Raw genomic sequence first — 15,732 nt, 5'->3', positions numbered from 1 at the left:
GTTCAAGGGTCTATATGCACTAGTTCCTCAACGGTAATGTCAAAGACATTGGCATATTTTTGTAGTGTTCCGGAGCTCAATTTTTTAAAGACCGAAGGTTTAAAATGACGTTTTACACGCCATTTCCAAATCCCTACATAACTCGCCAGGATACTTAAGTCCATCTTATGAAGCTCCATATAATATACAATAGGGCTGACCTCATGGGCGAGCACACCTTGTCTTGCTTCCTCCACACGTTCCTCAATTTCCTTTAACGCATTTTCCAGTGCTATGGTCTTGGGATCCCAACCAGTGCTCAGTGCTGTAGTATACTCTCCGTTTTCGTCCACAGCATAGCACATTTCGCGAAGGTTGGCCGATTCAAGTATACTTTTGTGTTGTGGCACTTCGCCCTTTTTCATTATACCTCATGAATTAAAAAGTTCAAGGTACAATCTACGATTAAATCGTCTTTTCTAAAAATGGAACCGGTTATCGTACAAATACTGAATTCTTCCGTATCATACCGGGAAACTAATTTCGCTTTTGTAATCAAGGTTTCGTTTACCTTGGGCAATTGAAATATAGCTACTTTTTTTATAGCACTGATATATCCTATAACCTTATTGCCTTTACCCTCCAGATCATCAGTTTCGAAATAACTTTGCCCCACGATTGCCGAACAGGCCTGGGCCGCATTTTCAATAAGCCCTGTTTCCGATAAGTGGTCATTGCGTACGAAAATGCAATCCTCCGTTATATGGAATTCCGTAACGACGGAGTCGGCATCAAGATAGGGCATGGTATTTACCATGAGCATGGGTTCCCTATGGGGAAGAAACTTCTTAATGTCGATATGTATACGCGCATTCTTCACCTCTTGGCCAGTACGGTTTTCATTTTGCCCGTTGCTATAAGAGATCCATTACATTCAATTTGAGTCGCTACTAATGTAACTCCCATAATATCGTGTAGGATATGAACCGTAGTCTTGAGCTCCTGTCCTAGCAAAGGAAGCGAATCGATTTCCACTTTGGCAATGGCACCGATGTATCCCATAGGGGCCTCTTGGTTTTTTAAGAAATAATGATATCCGGTATGCAGTGCTACGGTTTGTGCCATATTCTCAATAAGTCCGGGTTCTTTGAACACTTCATTTTCCGTAAAAAGATTATCATTTGTAATGGTGAACCCCGATATTATTCTTTCTGTGGAAAAATAAAATAATTTATCCACCATTACAAAAGGATGTTTTTGGGGAATTAGTCCAAGTAGAAAGTCCCTATCGGTTATGGGGTCCTTTAGAAGATTCATTTAACTTACGGTCAAATAGGCGTAGGTGTAGGAAAAGCGGGCACTTTCCGGGACATGTAGCAATATTCTATCCCCCTTTTTGAGTTTCCCGGAGTCTACCAGTTCCTCCAACATCATGTAGATAGATGCTGCTCCTACATTACCGACCTTTTCTAGATTCAGGAACCATTTATCCAAGGGCATTTCAATGCCTTGCCGCTTCATCTCTTTATACAGGCCTTCCTTGAAATAGTATGATGAGATATGCGGTAGGTAATAATCCACATCATCCGGCCCGATGCCGTATTTTTCATAGGTCAATTTTAGGCTGTTCACACCTTTTTCCAATATATATTCACCGAGCAATCGGGTGTCTTGCTTTACTGCAAACACCGATTTTTTACTCCAGTCATTGGCGTGATATTCCGTCCAGGGCCTTAGATGTCCATTTTCTTCCTTATCGCCACCAGCATACATACAGGCTTCCAGTTCAAAGGCATAGGAATAGCCCTCAATCCATTCAATCTTTAAGGGTGTCTTGCCTTTAGGGGTTGACTCCAGCAACACCGCTCCTGAGCCATCGGATAACATCCAACGCAGAAATTCCTTGTTGAAGGACAGCATAGGATTTTCCTCCAATGCTTTCAAATGTTCTATTTCATCCTCATAAATTTCGGACTTCAGCCAGGTAGAGCTACGTTCTGAACCTGTACAAACGGCCCTTTCCACCTGTCCGATCTTAACTGATAGGTAACCGTATTTCAATGCATTCATGCCTGAACAGCAAGCACCGGAGGCTGAATTGATTTCCATATTGCCGTTCTTCAAAAAGCCATGCACCATAGCAGCGTGGGATGGTAATATTTGGTCAGGGCTGGAGGTCCCACAGGAAAGTAATTGTATATCTCTTACCGTAAAATCTTCATCACATAGGCGTTCGATGGCCTCTTTGGTCAACTGGGCATTATTATGGGTTACCTCGCCGTTACCATCCAAGGCATAATACCGTGTTTTTATCTTGTTGTTGCGTAATACAATTCGCCTAGCTTTTGAAGTCTTGCCACCTAAAATCCCTAGTTTTTCCTCCATCCCATCGTTATCCACAGGGTCATTGGGCAAAAACTTGGCAATCCGTGTTATGTAAACGTCCTTCATCTATTTTCCTTTAGTGCTACCGAGGAATAGTAGGCTTTATCCTCTTTCATCCTCTGGTACCGTGGCAAATAAGTGAGCAAAAATACAATAAAAACTATTGGTGCTATGACCCAGATTGCAAATAACAAATAATAATTGAATATTCTGATCCATTTAAGTCGTGATGGTTCTCCGGCCCCTCCTTTTTTAATTAAATGATTGGCCCATTTGGAAAACAAAATATTGCCTCTTTTATCGGTAAGCACTAAATACGGGTTAATGTGAACCGCCCCTAGCTTTAATAAATTTTCCTGCAAATCAGAAAAGTCATCGAAAAGCAGCGCATTCTTTATAGGTTCTCCAAATTTGTCGGCTTCCCTAATGTCCTTATCGGAAACTCCGGGCTTCGGAAAAATACCCAGATATCTGTCCTTTCTTCCGGACAACATCCAATGCGAAATGGTAATGACACTGATATGATTGATATGGCGATCCACGAGCGCAATATGACCAACGAGTTTGGCTTCTATTTTGACCAAAAGCCTTTTCATCTTCTCCTGAGCCTGTATCCACATATTCCTACAGGCAACAACGGTTAAGACCGGTCTGTTCTTTAAAAGGGACTTCCCGATATCGGATCTTAAGAATGAATTGATGGGAATGGATGGAGTGAGGTACCATACTTGGTAGCCTAAAATTACCAAATCGTATTCTTTCTTTAGGATTTCCTCTTCAGGCGGATGAAAACCGGAGGGAATTTGTAAAAAAGACTCGGGGAAGCAATCAAAAAAATTCTCCTTTTTCCATGGAAATTCATAAGGGTCCTTTGGGACTATGCTGTAATAGGAAATCCTAATATTACCCTGTTTTAGTGGAGAAACCATATTTTCCAGAATATGCAACAATTGTCCTGTTTGGGAGTAATAGACGACTAGAACTTCCTTCATGTGCTTTCCTTTTTTTTCCAAAAGTCAAAATAGTTGAACCATTGCATGGGATATTTGCTCAAGATCCATTCCACACTTTTGGTATATTCCTCCAATAAACCTTGGGCATCCCTGTTTTTGACCACAGCTTTTCTGGCAAAAAGGTGGTAGTGCTTGGCGGTCTCCTTCATAACATATACGAACAATACGGGAACTTTAAGTCGAGAACCTAACAGAAATGGGCCAGCTGGGAAACAGGCCTTCTCACCCAAAAGCGTCCCGATCAATGTTTTTTGGGTTTCAAAATAACGATCACCGGTAAAACAGACCAGCTCTCCTTTGCCCAAGGCCACATTGATTTCAAAAATATGCGAAAGATCATCCTTTACCAATATAAACTTGATTTTTGATCTTGAGGTAACACTTTCAAGATATTCCTTTATGTGCTCATGTTCGGCATCTGTGGTTACTAGGTTGATCTGGGACCGGGTATCTATATCTTCAAAGAAGAATTCGGCTATCTCGAAATTTCCAAGGTGTGCACTGATTAGAATACCTCCTTCACCCTTTGCCAGTAAGTCCTTTATGTTCTCTATACCGTCAAACTCATACGTGAACCGATTCCGCAGCCCGGATGCTATGGCCGTCTTGTCAATGAGCGTTTGTCCAAAGCGGTAGTAACTTCTATAAATTCCAAAAATGCTCCTTACAAGGGAGTATCCCAGCCTTTGGCGGAGGTAGTAGTAAATTGCCTTTGTGTTTTTCCAGGAGAAAAGGCAGAAATAAAGAATAACAAAGTAAAGCAGGAAATATGAGGCACGGATGCCTAATTTTTTAATAAAAAAAATAAAGATTTTATATCCTAGTACGGTGCCTCTGGATTTTCCTTCCCATTCCGTTGCCATGGACGAGTTTTGAGAACTTTTAGTCCAATTTCCGTTCGATGAGGTCGTAGAAATCCTGAAGTGTTATAATGTTTATGAAATCCTCTCCGACCAGTTTAACACCAAAGTTACTTTCTACCGCCACGACTAAATCCACAAAATCGAGACTGTCCAGTTCCAAAGTCTCCTTTAGATTCGCTTCTGGCGCAATATCTTCTTCCTCTACTTCAAATTCGTCTATAAGGAAGTCATCAATTTTTTCGACAATAACCTCTTTAGTCATTTTTCTCTAGCATTTTTTTATTATCAATGCGGAGTTGGTACCACCAAAACCGAATGAATTGGACAAAAATACGTCAATTTTTTTATTTAAGGTTTTCTTAACGATGTTTAATTTGGAAGAATCCTCATCGGGTTCTCCTAGATTAATATTGGGCGCTATAAAAGAATTTTGCATCATCAGCGTACCATAGATTACCTCACTGGCACCGGCCATCCAGCACTCATGGCCTGTCATAGACTTGGTGGAGCTCACATAGGGATTGTCCGCTCCGAAAACCTCAAATATGGCCTTCGCCTCATTGGCATCACCTACAGGGGTAGAGGTCGCATGGGCGTTTACATAATCCACAGTAGCCGCCTCTATATTAGCGTCTTTCAAGGCTTTTTTCATTGCCGAGGCAGGTCCATCCACATTGGGTGTTGAAATATGACCTCCATTGGAGGAAAATCCATAACCTACAATTTCCCCAAAGATAGGAGCACCTCTTTCCTTGGCGGATTCATAGCTCTCCAAAATGAGTGTGGCGGCCCCGCCACTGGGAACCAGGCCATCCCTACTTTTATCGAAGGGCCGGGAGGCCTTCTCAGGGTTTTCCATATTAACGGTAAATACGCCGAGTCCATCAAAACTGGCCATGGCCAAATGATTGATTTCTTGGGCACCCCCACAGATAATACAATCTTGAAGCCCACCCTTAATAAGTTGATAGGCCATACCAATGGAATGGGACCCACTGGCGCAAGCGGCACTTAGGGTAAGGTTTATACCCCTGAGCTTAAGGATTGTGGAAAGGTTCATGGACACTGTAGAATTCATCGCTTTAAAAATAGCTCCCGAACCTACCAAGGTGGTATCTTTTTTTTCACGGACGATATCTATGGATTCAATAACAGATTTTGCAGTACTATCATTGCCATAAATGATACCGACCTCGTGGGTCTCCATGAATTCTAATGGGATATTGGCATTTTTTAAGGCCTCCATAGTGGCTACATAGGCATAGGCCGCTTCTTCGCCCATACTTACCCGTTGTCTTCTGGAAAGCTGACCTTTGAGGTCTGGTAATTGTACATAACCTGTTAAAGGAGATCTATAGCCAAAAGCTTCCCTTTGTTTATCGTAAATGATTCCTGATTTGCCTTGGTATAACGAATTCCTTACCTCTTCCAAGTTTTTGCCTATACAGGAATAAATACCCATACCTGTTATAACCACTCGTTGCATGGCCAAAAAATAATTTAAGAGTAAATACCGCCGTTAATGCTGATTACCTCTCCAGTTATGTAAGACGCCTTTTTGGAAATCAAAAACGAAACCAGGTGCGCTACCTCTTCAGCTTCCCCAAATCGATTGGCCGGAATCATTTTTTTCAATTCCTTTTCATCCATTTGGTTTGTCATATCGGTTTTGATAAATCCGGGCGCTATTGCATTTACAGTAACGTTTCTTTTCGCTACTTCTTGTGCAAGTGCCTTGGTGGCCGAAATAAGCCCTCCCTTTGCAGCGGAATAATTGACCTGTCCAGAAGTTCCTTTTAGCCCCGAAACGGAGACCATATTGATAATTCTACCATACTTATGGACCAAGAGTTTTTGAATCAAATGATTGGTGACATTGAAAAAACCGTTAAGGCTGGTGTTTAGCACATTGGACCAATCTTCAGGTTTCATCCACATAAAGAGCCCGTCTTGGGCGATACCCGCATTGTTAATGATTACTTCGATAATGGCTTCCCCGTTGTTTTCCTGCCACTTGTCCAAGGCCGTCTTTACGGCATTTGCATCTGCAACATTAAAGGGTAGAAGTTCACCGGATCCTCCGGCTTTCTTTACTTGGACTAAAGTTTCTTGGGCGGCCTCACTATTACTGTTGTAATTGATCAATATGTGGTAATCGGTATCTTGGGCCAATTGCACACAAATGGCACGGCCTATTCCCCTAGACCCTCCTGTTATAAGGGCACACTTTTTAGCTTCTCCCATTCACGGTCCGTATAAATTACTTGCTGGTATCAACAAAAAGCTCTGCATTTTGGTACCATTTATTACCTAGAAGCTTTCCTTCCTTGTCTAAATAGCCCCAGCCTTTTTTGGTCTTTACCCGAGAAAGGCCATTGATGAAACCTTTATCTTCCCCGCTCTGGAAAAAAGCAAAGCCTACCGAAATATCATAGTCCATGGGAATTACCAGATTGCCTGACGAATCGATGAACCCCCAGTCCTTGTCCTTTACGGGTGCAAGACCGTCTTTGGAAAAAACTTCGGCATCCCTATATTGAAAATCAATAACGGTCTCACCTTTTTCGTTGATATAGCCCCATTTTTTGCTCTGGGCCACGGGAGCCAAGCCATTTTTAAAAGCTCTTGCTTTATCGAACTTGGGCTCTATAACCCATTCTCCCTGATTGTTGATATAGCCCAATTTTTTATCCTTCCTGGCATAGGTCCAATCTGAGCCGTCATGGAAATTCCAGATTCTGTCCACTCCAGGTATTACTTTTAGTTGCCCGTTTACCACAATTCCATAATCATCGCCTTTTCTGCCCCAGACCCCATTGGGATGATTAAATCCCAATTCCTTGTACTCGACCGGGATAAGGAGTTCTCCTTTTTGGTTGATCATTCCCCAAAGATCTCCATTTCTGACTTTGGCCCCGCCATGGTGGAAATTCTTTATTTCCTCAAATTTCGGCTCCAGAATTAGTTTTCCATCCGTTCCCAAAAGGCCTATTCTGTCGTCTTTTTTAATCAGTGCCACGCCATTATTAAAATCGTAATACTTTTCGGCAGATGGAACGTCAAGGGGATTTCCTGAATCGTCTATATAACCCCATTCATCATTTGTGTAGACCATAGCGCGCCCTGAATTGAATTTTTTCGCTTTGTCAAATTTTGGTTCAATGGCCCATTCTCCCGAGGCATTGATATACCCCCAATTACCGTTCTTTTCTGCCATGGCATAGGGGCCCGAAAAGCTTTTGGCCTTTTCAAATTTTGGTTGGATGACAAAAGCCCCGGACTTATCTATATACCCAAATTTACCATCTTCCCGCACCAAAGCAAGCTCCTGTGCCGGCAAATCTGTCATTCCCAATAAGATACCCAAGATTAGTGTCAATGTGGTTTTCATAACGCTTTTTGTTCTCATAGTTCTAATTGTTTTTATGGTTAGTGATAAAATCCTTGACCTGATTAACATAAGGGTACATCACCAGATCTTCCCTGAACGGGGGAACAATAGCCCTAATGGCCTCGTACATTTTCTTTGTCTTTGAGGAAACTTTATCCTGGACCTTTAGATATTCTATGGCCTGTACTACGGTAATTAGTTCAATGGCTATAACCTCAAATGCATTTTCGATTACTTTTTTGGTAATCAATGCGGCATTGGTGCCCATACTTACAATATCCTGGTTGTCATTATTATTGGGGATACTATGTACGTACATTGGATTGGATAGCATTTGGTTCTCTGCCGTAGTACTAGTTGCAGTGAATTGTACACCCTGCATGCCAAAATTCAACCCCAATTTTCCTAGGTTTACAAAAGGGGGTAGTATGTCGTTTAGCTTCGAGTTCATTAAATAATTTAGTTGCCGCTCTGCCAACATGCTCATTTTGGTAACTACTATTTTCAATTTATCCATTTCAAGGGAAACATAGTCCCCATGAAAATTTCCTCCATGGTAAACATGCTTTTTTTCCACGTTCACTATCGGATTATCGTTTGCCGAATTTACCTCCTCCATCAAGATTCGCTCAACGTCATTCAATGTATCCAGTACAGGACCCAATATTTGGGGCACACAGCGTAAGGAATAGTATTCCTGTACCTTTTCCTCAAAGATAGTAATCCCGTTATTTTCTGTATACAAATGATGTTCGCGTTTTCTTGTGAGCGTGCTATCCTTCAAATGGCTTCGCATAGCACGGGCAATTTCCCGTTGGCCCTGATGTTTTTTGGTCTCATTCAAATCATGGGACAAATGATCGTCATAGGCTTGGACTATTTCGTTTATGGCCGAGGAACAGGCTATCATCCATTCCAATAATCTGCGGGTATAAATGGTGTTCACCACCCCAATACCGGTCATAACGGATGTTCCGTTGATCAAAGCCAAACCCTCTCGGATTTCTACCGATATGGGTTGGAGCCCTTCGATTTCAAACACCTCTTGAGTAGGTCTTAATTCACCCTTGTAGTACACTTTTCCTTCGCCGATCAATATCAGTGCCAAGTGTGCCAATTGAACCAGGTCACCGCTTGCACCAACACCGCCATGTTCATAAATTAAGGGAATAATGTCCTTATTGATCAAAGAGGTCATTAAATCTATCACCGAAGTATGCACTCCAGAATTGCCCAAGCTCAACGTGTTAAGCCTTGCCAGCATAGCTGCCTTAACATATTTGACCGGAATCGGATTTCCGGTACCGGAAGCATGGCTTCGAATCAGGTTGTATTGTAATTGGGTTCTTTCGGAATCCTTGATCTTGTATTGGGCCATTGGGCCAAATCCCGTATTTACACCATATATAATTTTGTTTTTTGAAAATTCCTTAAGAAAATCAAAGCTTTTCTGAACGGTAGTGAGAACGGTCTGGTCTATGCTGACTGGCTCCCCATTAAAGATTACGTTATAAAACTCGTCTATTCCTAACTTTCCCTTAATTTTCGGCATCTATGGTCGGATCAAACTTTGTTAATGGCTATATACTAAATAAAAATAGTTAATTTGGTTTGCAAATTTATAATAATTAGCGAATCTATATTTTATTCGGGCTATGAAGAAGGAAATGGTAGATGTTTTGATTATTGGAGCGGGTCCATCCGGCAGTGTTGCTGCCTCCTACCTCCACGGTAAGGGGTTTACGATTAAGGTGGTGGAAAAGAATGAATTTCCAAGATTTGTTATAGGAGAAAGCCTGTTGCCCAGATGTATGGACCATTTTAAGGAAACCGATCTTTTCGACTGCCTTGATGCATATGGCTTTGAAATTAAATCGGGCGCCCGTTTTATGAAAGGGGGAGAGGTTTGTAATTTTGATTTTAGCAAAAAACATACTCTAGGGTGGGATTGGACTTGGCAAGTGCCTCGTGCTGATTTTGACAAGGCTATGACAGATACTCTTCAGAAAAGGGGCGTCGACATCTGTTTTCAGCAAGAAGTTGTAGCCGTAGATTTCCATGAAACCGGATCTACTACGACTATAAGGGATATGGAGGGTGGACTCTCTTATGTCAACGCAAAATTTATTATTGATGCCAGCGGCTTTGGTAGGGTGCTTCCCAGATTGCTGGATTTGGACAAACCCTCGGAGATACCCAAACATTCTTCAATTTTCACCCATGTAAAGGACGTAAGAAGGCCAGAAGGAAGGGAAGGTACTTTAATAACCTTTGATGTGGTAAGTACCGAAACATGGTTATGGGTCATTCCTTTTTCCAACGGATACACAAGCATCGGTTACGTGGGGCCCACGGACTATATAAATTCTTTTGAAGGCGATAGTACGCAAAAGTTAATCGAAATGATGAAACTTTCGGATTATTATTATGACCGTTTCAAGGATTTGGAGTATGCATTTGAGCCGCGAATCATACAAAATTTCTCGAAGTCCGTAAAACAATTGTATGGCGAAGGCTATGTCCTTACTGGGAATAGTGCAGAGTTTTTGGATCCCGTTTTTTCGTCCGGGGTTACCTTTGCCACTGAATCGGCCTTATTGTCCGCCAAACTTATTGCCAAGCAATTGAAAGGTAAGGACGTCGATTGGGAAACGGATTATTCAAACTACATCCGAAAGGGAGTGGAGGTTTTTACTACTTATGTAAAGGAATGGTATGCCGGCAGCTTGCAAAAGATTTTCTTTCACAAACCTGAAAATCCGGAGATCAAAAAACAAATTTGCGCCGTTTTGGCCGGATACGTTTGGGATCAAACCAATCCTTTTGTAAAGAACCACCATCGGTTGGTAAAGGCCGTAGCCCATATTACAGATCTCGAAAAGGAAATGCGTCTGTCCGAAAAATAGTTTTCAGGTTTTTAAAAAGCCTTCTTCCTAATTAGTTTCGCAAAAGATTTCCCTGTTTTGGCGTACCCTTCCCCAATACGGTCCTCATTATTAAAACTACTTCCCCACTGATCACCAGGGGCATGTTTGCTGTTTACCTCGGCCAGAATATGGCCTTTATTCGCCGTTTCCACAAAGCGGAGGATTGTTGAAACCTTGGCCGGCTGCTTCATTATGCCGGCATCCCATCCTGGGTATACCCAAACTGTATCCACAATAAGGGTGTATTCGGCATTGGTAAGGTCTTCATCAAAATAGATGCCATGATCTTCATGAAAATACCGGTTCATTAATTCCAAAAATTTTGGGGCATAAATAAGCTCTCGGCTTGCATACCAACTTTTTTCCCAAGACTTCCCCTTGCCCCTGGTATCTTCTTCCAATTTAGCGGCGTGGTTTTCTACGTATTCGTCATTGGGGAGGTTGTCCTTAAGGAGCTTCATATTATCATATATAAACTCTACATTAATTTCAGTTTGTCCTTTAAGGAACTCGAAGTCGCCCTCGACTATTTTCATTTTTTGGGCGGAAAGAGCAGTAATGAATAGCGAGATAAAAAAAGGTAGGTACTTTTTCATGATTATGGATTAGATTGATTAATTATCTTTATCTAAACTCAAAAGTGGTCAACAAATTGTATGGCCAAACTCGGAAATAGCAGGAATCCATCCCTATCTACTCGTTGCTGCCAGGGATTCGTTGGGATTAATAGAAGTATTTAGGGACTCTTCTTTACAGGTCTTTTGGATAGCTTTGAGCTCTGAAAACAGAGATAATTAAAAACTACTTCTCAATCCGAAAAGAGTTTTGATTTCTCGGCCCGACACAATGGTATTTGTTCACACTATAGGAGGTTCCTTGTCCATAAAATCATCCACATCTTCGGAAACAAAACAACTCCGTCCTTCCAAACAGTGCATGGGGGATACCAAACCATTATCCGGTCCTGTAGCGCCAGCGGAAGTAATGCACCAACAAATGGTATTGGCATCATCCAATAAGAGCCAGGGATTTTCTCCCCCTTCCATCATACCATATGGATTTCTGGCCCTAAGGAATTTGCAGATGTTTTTTTTATTCACATTACCATTTGCCATGCCTAGGAGATTTCTAAAATGGTTTGCTTAATTGTGGATATAAATAGAGGTACTTTATAATCATTTTTAGAAAGTGGGCGCGCTTTTGTCATCGCGGCTTTTGCCGCATTTGTGGCATTTTCACTATTAATAGTTTTATTTTCAATAGCCTGCTGGGCTTCAACAGAACGATACGGTACCGGAGCAGCTGCCCCTAAGACTATGCTTGCCGATTTGCAGGTACTTCCCGAAACCTCCATAACCACTGCCACATCCGCCAGGGACCAATCATAGGATTCACGGGCTACCTGTTTGATATACGAACTTTTAGTGTTTTTTGATAGTGGAGGGAGAATAATTTCGGTTATGATTTCCTTGGTCTTAAGAATATTCTCCATGGCAATGTCTTCCCCTGGGGAGACAAAGAAATCGTCCATAGGAACCGTTTTTTCTTTCCCTTCGGCATTCGCAATGACTACACTGGCATTGAAGGCCATAAGTGCGGTAGCTATAGAGGATGCATGGACGCTTACGCAAGAACCATTATTGAGTATGGCATGGTTTTCATTTTCACCGGTTTGTGAATTACGTGCGAAACAGCGATCGCCTCCTTTTCTTAAGCAGTTGTGATCCGCCGAACGAAAATACCAACAGCGGTTGCGCTGTGCAATATTGCCACCCAAGGTAGAAACATTACGGAGCTGGGGAGTTGCAGCATGGTTTACCGCTTGATGGAGCGCCAAATACTGATTTTCGATTTCAGGATTTGAAGCAATTTCCGCCAGGGTAACATTGCACCCTATTCGTAAGCCTTTCTTACGGTCATAACTAATTTTATCGAGGCCCGGAATGTTCCGGATATTGACCATCTTTTGAGGCTTAAGCAAACCTTCCTTTACCCAGTCGAACACATCAATGCCACCAGATTTAAAAACCGCGGCTTTTTGGGTAGGCTGATATAGCTCATCGGAAAGGGTAGAGTTGACCTGCTCAAGGGCATCCTCAACAGATTTTGCTTCGTGCCAACTAAATCTATTCATGGTTTTGTATTTAAGAGACTTTACTTAATGCTTTAAGAACGCTAGATGGGGTAATGGGTATTTCATAAAGCCTTACTCCAATTGCGTTGTAAACCGCGTTGGCTATTGCCGCTGCCGTGGCAATATTAGCGGGTTCCCCAATGCCATATGCATCGGTGGAGGAACGCCCGGAATATTCTTCCACGATTACTGTTTCAATCTCGGGAATTTCCATAGAAAATGGGACTTTGTACTGATCCACATTGGCGTTCATCATATGGCCAGTGCTATTGTCCATCACCCTGTTTTCATAAAGGGCATAAGATACCCCTTGGATGACTCCTCCATTGATCTGACTTTCCAATTGTCCAATATTTAATGGTCTACCGCAGCTATGCGCTGCCACTATACGATCTACCTTTACAAATCCCGTATCGGTATTGACGCTAACCTCTGCAAATTGAACTGATCCCAGATCACCGTAAGCCAGACCCCAAGGTTGTTGAAAGCCACCGTAATCATCCGATCGGCTGGCTATTTTACTGATTTGGCTGGTTCGCATTAGCCTGGTGGCTTCCTTAAAGGACATTTTAAGGTCTGTATTTGTTTTATGGCCCACTTGACCATCGGCCATATACAATTCGGAAGAATCTGTTTCCCATTTTTTGGCTACAAGTTTCAATACAGCCATTTTTGCCTCAAAGGCTGCGTTACGGGTAGGAGGTGTAATAGAACCCGTGACCACACTTCCACCGGAACCTGGTCCTACAGGAAAAAAGGTATCGCCAATATTTACTTTGATATCCTTTACTTCTAAGCCCAATTCCTCGGCGACTACTTGGGCAAGAATGGTCTTAGTCCCTGTTCCTATATCCTGAACGCTAGATCGTATCTCTACACCTCCGCCTTTATGGATTTTAATTTCCACGGAAGAATCCAACGAAACAAATCGGGGCCAGGTAGATTGCCCTACTCCAAGCCCTTTTTTTACCACACCCTTGCCACTTCCGGCAGGTTTGCGACGGGACCATCCAAAAAGTTCCGCTCCCCGTTGGCGTTCTACTTTTCGTACTTCGCTGATATCGATATGGTCCCGGTAACTTAAGGGATCCAAATTTAGTTTTTCCGCCATTTCATCTATGGCTTGTTCCAGGCCGAAAGCGCCTTGCACATTTCCAGGTGCGCGCCATGCCGCTCCAGGTCCGGCATTGGTCAAAACGTCGTACTGTTCGGTGGCAAAATTTGGACAGGTGTATAGGATTTGGGCGATACGCCCCACTCCGGCGCCTAGTCCAACACCAGCCGTTCCATGGGAGCGCTGTTGAATACCGGTCAAGGTTCCGTCTTTCTTGGCCCCAATTTTTAGGTATTGAATTGAATTGGGACGATTTCCCTCTGCAAGATGCTCTTCCTGCCTATCTAGCATCAGCCAAACGGGCCTACCTGTTTTTTTCGCCAGATTCGCGGCCATAGGTCCAAAACTTCCGGCGCTGTGCTTGGCACCGAATCCGCCGCCCATGAATTCGCAGATGACACGCACCTTGCTTTTTGGCAAATTGAAAACGCTGGCCATCTCATTCCGAACCGCAGCCGTATTTTGTGTGGAGGCATAGACCGTCATAACATCGGCATTCCAATCCACAACAACGCCATGGGTCTCTAATGGCATATGTGTATGTACCTGAGTTCTATACGTTCTTTCTACGATAACATCGGCTTCTTTAAATCCTTCTTCCAAATTACCCCTGGGCCCGCCAAAAAAACTGCTAGTGGATGGCCCTCTAACATTACCTTCTCCCTTGCTGCCATCATGAGTCTCGCCTACGTCCCCACCATCTTGCTGCTGTTGGATAGGCGCATCAAACACAATAGGGGCATTGAGTTCCATGGCGGCTTCAATGTCTATAACAAATGGTTTTTGCTCGTAGTTTACCTTGATTAACGAAACAGCCTCCTTGGCAGTTTCTAAACTTTCGGCAGCAACACCTGCCAAAGGTTGACCCACATATTTTACCATGGGGTATTTATTCGTGCTCTTTTCCTCTCCCTCTTTTGGTGCGTTCTCGATAAGGTGAATGGCATGTACGCCAGGAAGTCTTTTCGCTTGGGATATATCTATGGATGAGATAGTGGCATGGGGCACATTGGAACGCAACATCTTTGCGTACAGCATACCTGGCAATCTAATATCTGAGGTATAAATTGCCTTGCCGGTCACTTTTTCGAGGGCATCGATTCTTGTGACCCTTTTTCCGATAAGTTTTAACTCATCATTGATAGGCCACGCAGGCGGCTCTTCAACAGGAATTTCCCGTTCCACTTGGTTTAAATTATGCCCTGGAATACCGTATGGGAATTTTTCTTTTCTAGTATCCATCTTAATTCATTTTTTTTGCTGCTTCCAAAGTAGCCTTAAAGACATGGGGGTAGGTGCCACAACGGCAAAGGTTGCCTCGAGTAGCGTTCTTTACATCTTCCAAATTGGGATTGGGGTTGTTATCTACAAGGTTTACACAAGACATAACCATCCCAGGCGTGCAGTACCCACATTGGGAAGCATCATGTTCTATAAAGGCTTCCTGAACCGGATGCAATTCACCGTTTTTGGCAATACCTTCAATCGTAGTAATTTCTTTGTCTCCAACATCAAACGCTGACATCATACAGGAATTCACGGGCTTACCATCCAAATAAACCGTACATGCGGAACAAGAGCCTCTATCACAGACAACCTTGGTTCCGGTAAGCTCCAGATGATCTCTCAGAGCCGAAGCCAGGGTTGTTCTGGGTTCTACGCTAAGGGATTTTGTTATGCCATTGACCTTCATCTTTATCGTTGTGGCATCGGGGCCAAATTCTTTTCCCGTCTGAGCTTGTTCCTTGTACTCGAGTGCGAAGGCATTTGAAGTCATGAGGACACTACTTGCGGTAGATAATCCTGCACCTCTGATAAAACTGCGCCTACTTATGGTTTTTTCCGGTTTGGATTCCGGACCTTGGTCTTTATTTTCCATAGAACTGCAATTCGATTTAGTAAAAATAATATCGAATTAAATTACGA

Annotated in this window: 17 protein-coding genes; 1 reads left to right on the top strand and 16 read right to left on the bottom strand. The window is 42.8% G+C overall.

The window, feature by feature from the left end:
• Positions 1 to 2: 2 nt before the first annotated feature.
• From Q0993_RS03990 to hutH, 11 genes are read right to left on the bottom strand one after another with little or no spacing between them, the layout of a single operon-like run.
• Positions 3 to 404, bottom strand: coding sequence for a helix-turn-helix domain-containing protein (locus Q0993_RS03990; protein WP_299529953.1), 402 nt, complete (start codon positions 402 to 404; stop codon positions 3 to 5).
• On the bottom strand, positions 404 to 859 hold the full coding sequence (locus Q0993_RS03985; protein WP_299529951.1) for an ABC transporter permease: 456 nt from the start codon (positions 857 to 859) through the stop codon (positions 404 to 406). The genes Q0993_RS03990 and Q0993_RS03985 overlap by 1 nt, the downstream gene beginning before the upstream one ends.
• Positions 856 to 1,296 (bottom strand): hypothetical protein, encoded by a 441-nt coding sequence (locus Q0993_RS03980; protein ID WP_299529949.1) that lies wholly within the window; start codon positions 1,294 to 1,296, stop codon positions 856 to 858. The genes Q0993_RS03985 and Q0993_RS03980 overlap by 4 nt, the downstream gene beginning before the upstream one ends.
• On the bottom strand, positions 1,297 to 2,430 hold the full coding sequence (locus Q0993_RS03975) for a beta-ketoacyl-ACP synthase III (protein ID WP_299529947.1): 1,134 nt from the start codon (positions 2,428 to 2,430) through the stop codon (positions 1,297 to 1,299).
• Positions 2,427 to 3,356 carry a dialkylrecorsinol condensing enzyme DarA gene (locus Q0993_RS03970; protein WP_299529945.1) on the bottom strand — a complete coding sequence of 310 codons (930 nt, stop codon included), beginning with the start codon at positions 3,354 to 3,356 and terminating at the stop codon, positions 2,427 to 2,429. The genes Q0993_RS03975 and Q0993_RS03970 overlap by 4 nt, the downstream gene beginning before the upstream one ends.
• Positions 3,353 to 4,240: a lipid A biosynthesis acyltransferase gene (locus Q0993_RS03965; protein WP_299529944.1), complete on the bottom strand. Its 888-nt coding sequence runs from the start codon at positions 4,238 to 4,240 to the stop codon at positions 3,353 to 3,355. Before Q0993_RS03965 ends, Q0993_RS03970 begins: the two co-directional genes overlap by 4 nt.
• A gap of 19 nt (positions 4,241 to 4,259) precedes the next feature.
• Positions 4,260 to 4,502: a phosphopantetheine-binding protein gene (locus Q0993_RS03960; protein WP_299529943.1), complete on the bottom strand. Its 243-nt coding sequence runs from the start codon at positions 4,500 to 4,502 to the stop codon at positions 4,260 to 4,262.
• A 6-nt stretch (positions 4,503 to 4,508) separates the two neighbouring features.
• The gene (locus Q0993_RS03955; protein ID WP_299529942.1) at positions 4,509 to 5,726 is read right to left on the bottom strand and encodes a beta-ketoacyl synthase; all 1,218 of its coding nucleotides are present in this window, start codon (positions 5,724 to 5,726) and stop codon (positions 4,509 to 4,511) included.
• A gap of 14 nt (positions 5,727 to 5,740) precedes the next feature.
• Complete coding sequence (gene fabG / locus Q0993_RS03950) at positions 5,741 to 6,484, bottom strand: 3-oxoacyl-ACP reductase FabG (protein ID WP_299529941.1); 744 nt, start codon at positions 6,482 to 6,484, stop codon at positions 5,741 to 5,743.
• Positions 6,485 to 6,500: 16 nt separating this feature from the next.
• Complete coding sequence (locus Q0993_RS03945) at positions 6,501 to 7,649, bottom strand: WG repeat-containing protein (protein WP_299529940.1); 1,149 nt, start codon at positions 7,647 to 7,649, stop codon at positions 6,501 to 6,503.
• A 4-nt stretch (positions 7,650 to 7,653) separates the two neighbouring features.
• Positions 7,654 to 9,183, bottom strand: coding sequence for a histidine ammonia-lyase (gene hutH / locus Q0993_RS03940; protein ID WP_299529939.1), 1,530 nt, complete (start codon positions 9,181 to 9,183; stop codon positions 7,654 to 7,656).
• Between the two features lie 103 nt (positions 9,184 to 9,286).
• On the opposite strand from hutH, the gene Q0993_RS03935 reads away from it, so the two are divergent.
• On the top strand, positions 9,287 to 10,537 hold the full coding sequence (locus Q0993_RS03935; RefSeq protein ID WP_299529938.1) for an NAD(P)/FAD-dependent oxidoreductase: 1,251 nt from the start codon (positions 9,287 to 9,289) through the stop codon (positions 10,535 to 10,537).
• Between the two features lie 11 nt (positions 10,538 to 10,548).
• Here Q0993_RS03935 and Q0993_RS03930 read toward each other — a convergent pair whose 3' ends face one another.
• The 5 genes from Q0993_RS03930 to Q0993_RS03910 form a co-directional block, all read right to left on the bottom strand.
• Entirely contained in the window at positions 10,549 to 11,154 is a 606-nt protein-coding gene (locus Q0993_RS03930; RefSeq protein WP_299529936.1) for a hypothetical protein, read from the bottom strand.
• 261 nt (positions 11,155 to 11,415) lie between these two features.
• Complete coding sequence (locus tag Q0993_RS03925; protein WP_299529934.1) at positions 11,416 to 11,673, bottom strand: hypothetical protein; 258 nt, start codon at positions 11,671 to 11,673, stop codon at positions 11,416 to 11,418.
• Between the two features lie 2 nt (positions 11,674 to 11,675).
• Positions 11,676 to 12,692, bottom strand: a complete 1,017-nt coding sequence (locus Q0993_RS03920) for an FAD binding domain-containing protein (protein WP_299529932.1) — start codon at positions 12,690 to 12,692, stop codon at positions 11,676 to 11,678.
• A gap of 10 nt (positions 12,693 to 12,702) precedes the next feature.
• The gene (locus Q0993_RS03915; protein WP_299529930.1) at positions 12,703 to 15,048 is read right to left on the bottom strand and encodes a xanthine dehydrogenase family protein molybdopterin-binding subunit; all 2,346 of its coding nucleotides are present in this window, start codon (positions 15,046 to 15,048) and stop codon (positions 12,703 to 12,705) included.
• A 1-nt stretch (position 15,049) separates the two neighbouring features.
• A complete protein-coding gene (locus Q0993_RS03910; protein WP_299529928.1) occupies positions 15,050 to 15,685 on the bottom strand; it encodes a (2Fe-2S)-binding protein in 636 nt (211 codons plus the stop codon).
• Positions 15,686 to 15,732 lie beyond the last annotated feature (47 nt).

It is taken from the genome of Ulvibacterium sp., from assembly GCF_028285715.1.
Taxonomy (GTDB): domain Bacteria; phylum Bacteroidota; class Bacteroidia; order Flavobacteriales; family Flavobacteriaceae; genus Ulvibacterium.
The sequence above is the reverse complement of the archived record's forward strand: the minus strand, read 5'-3'. Positions and strand labels throughout refer to the sequence as shown.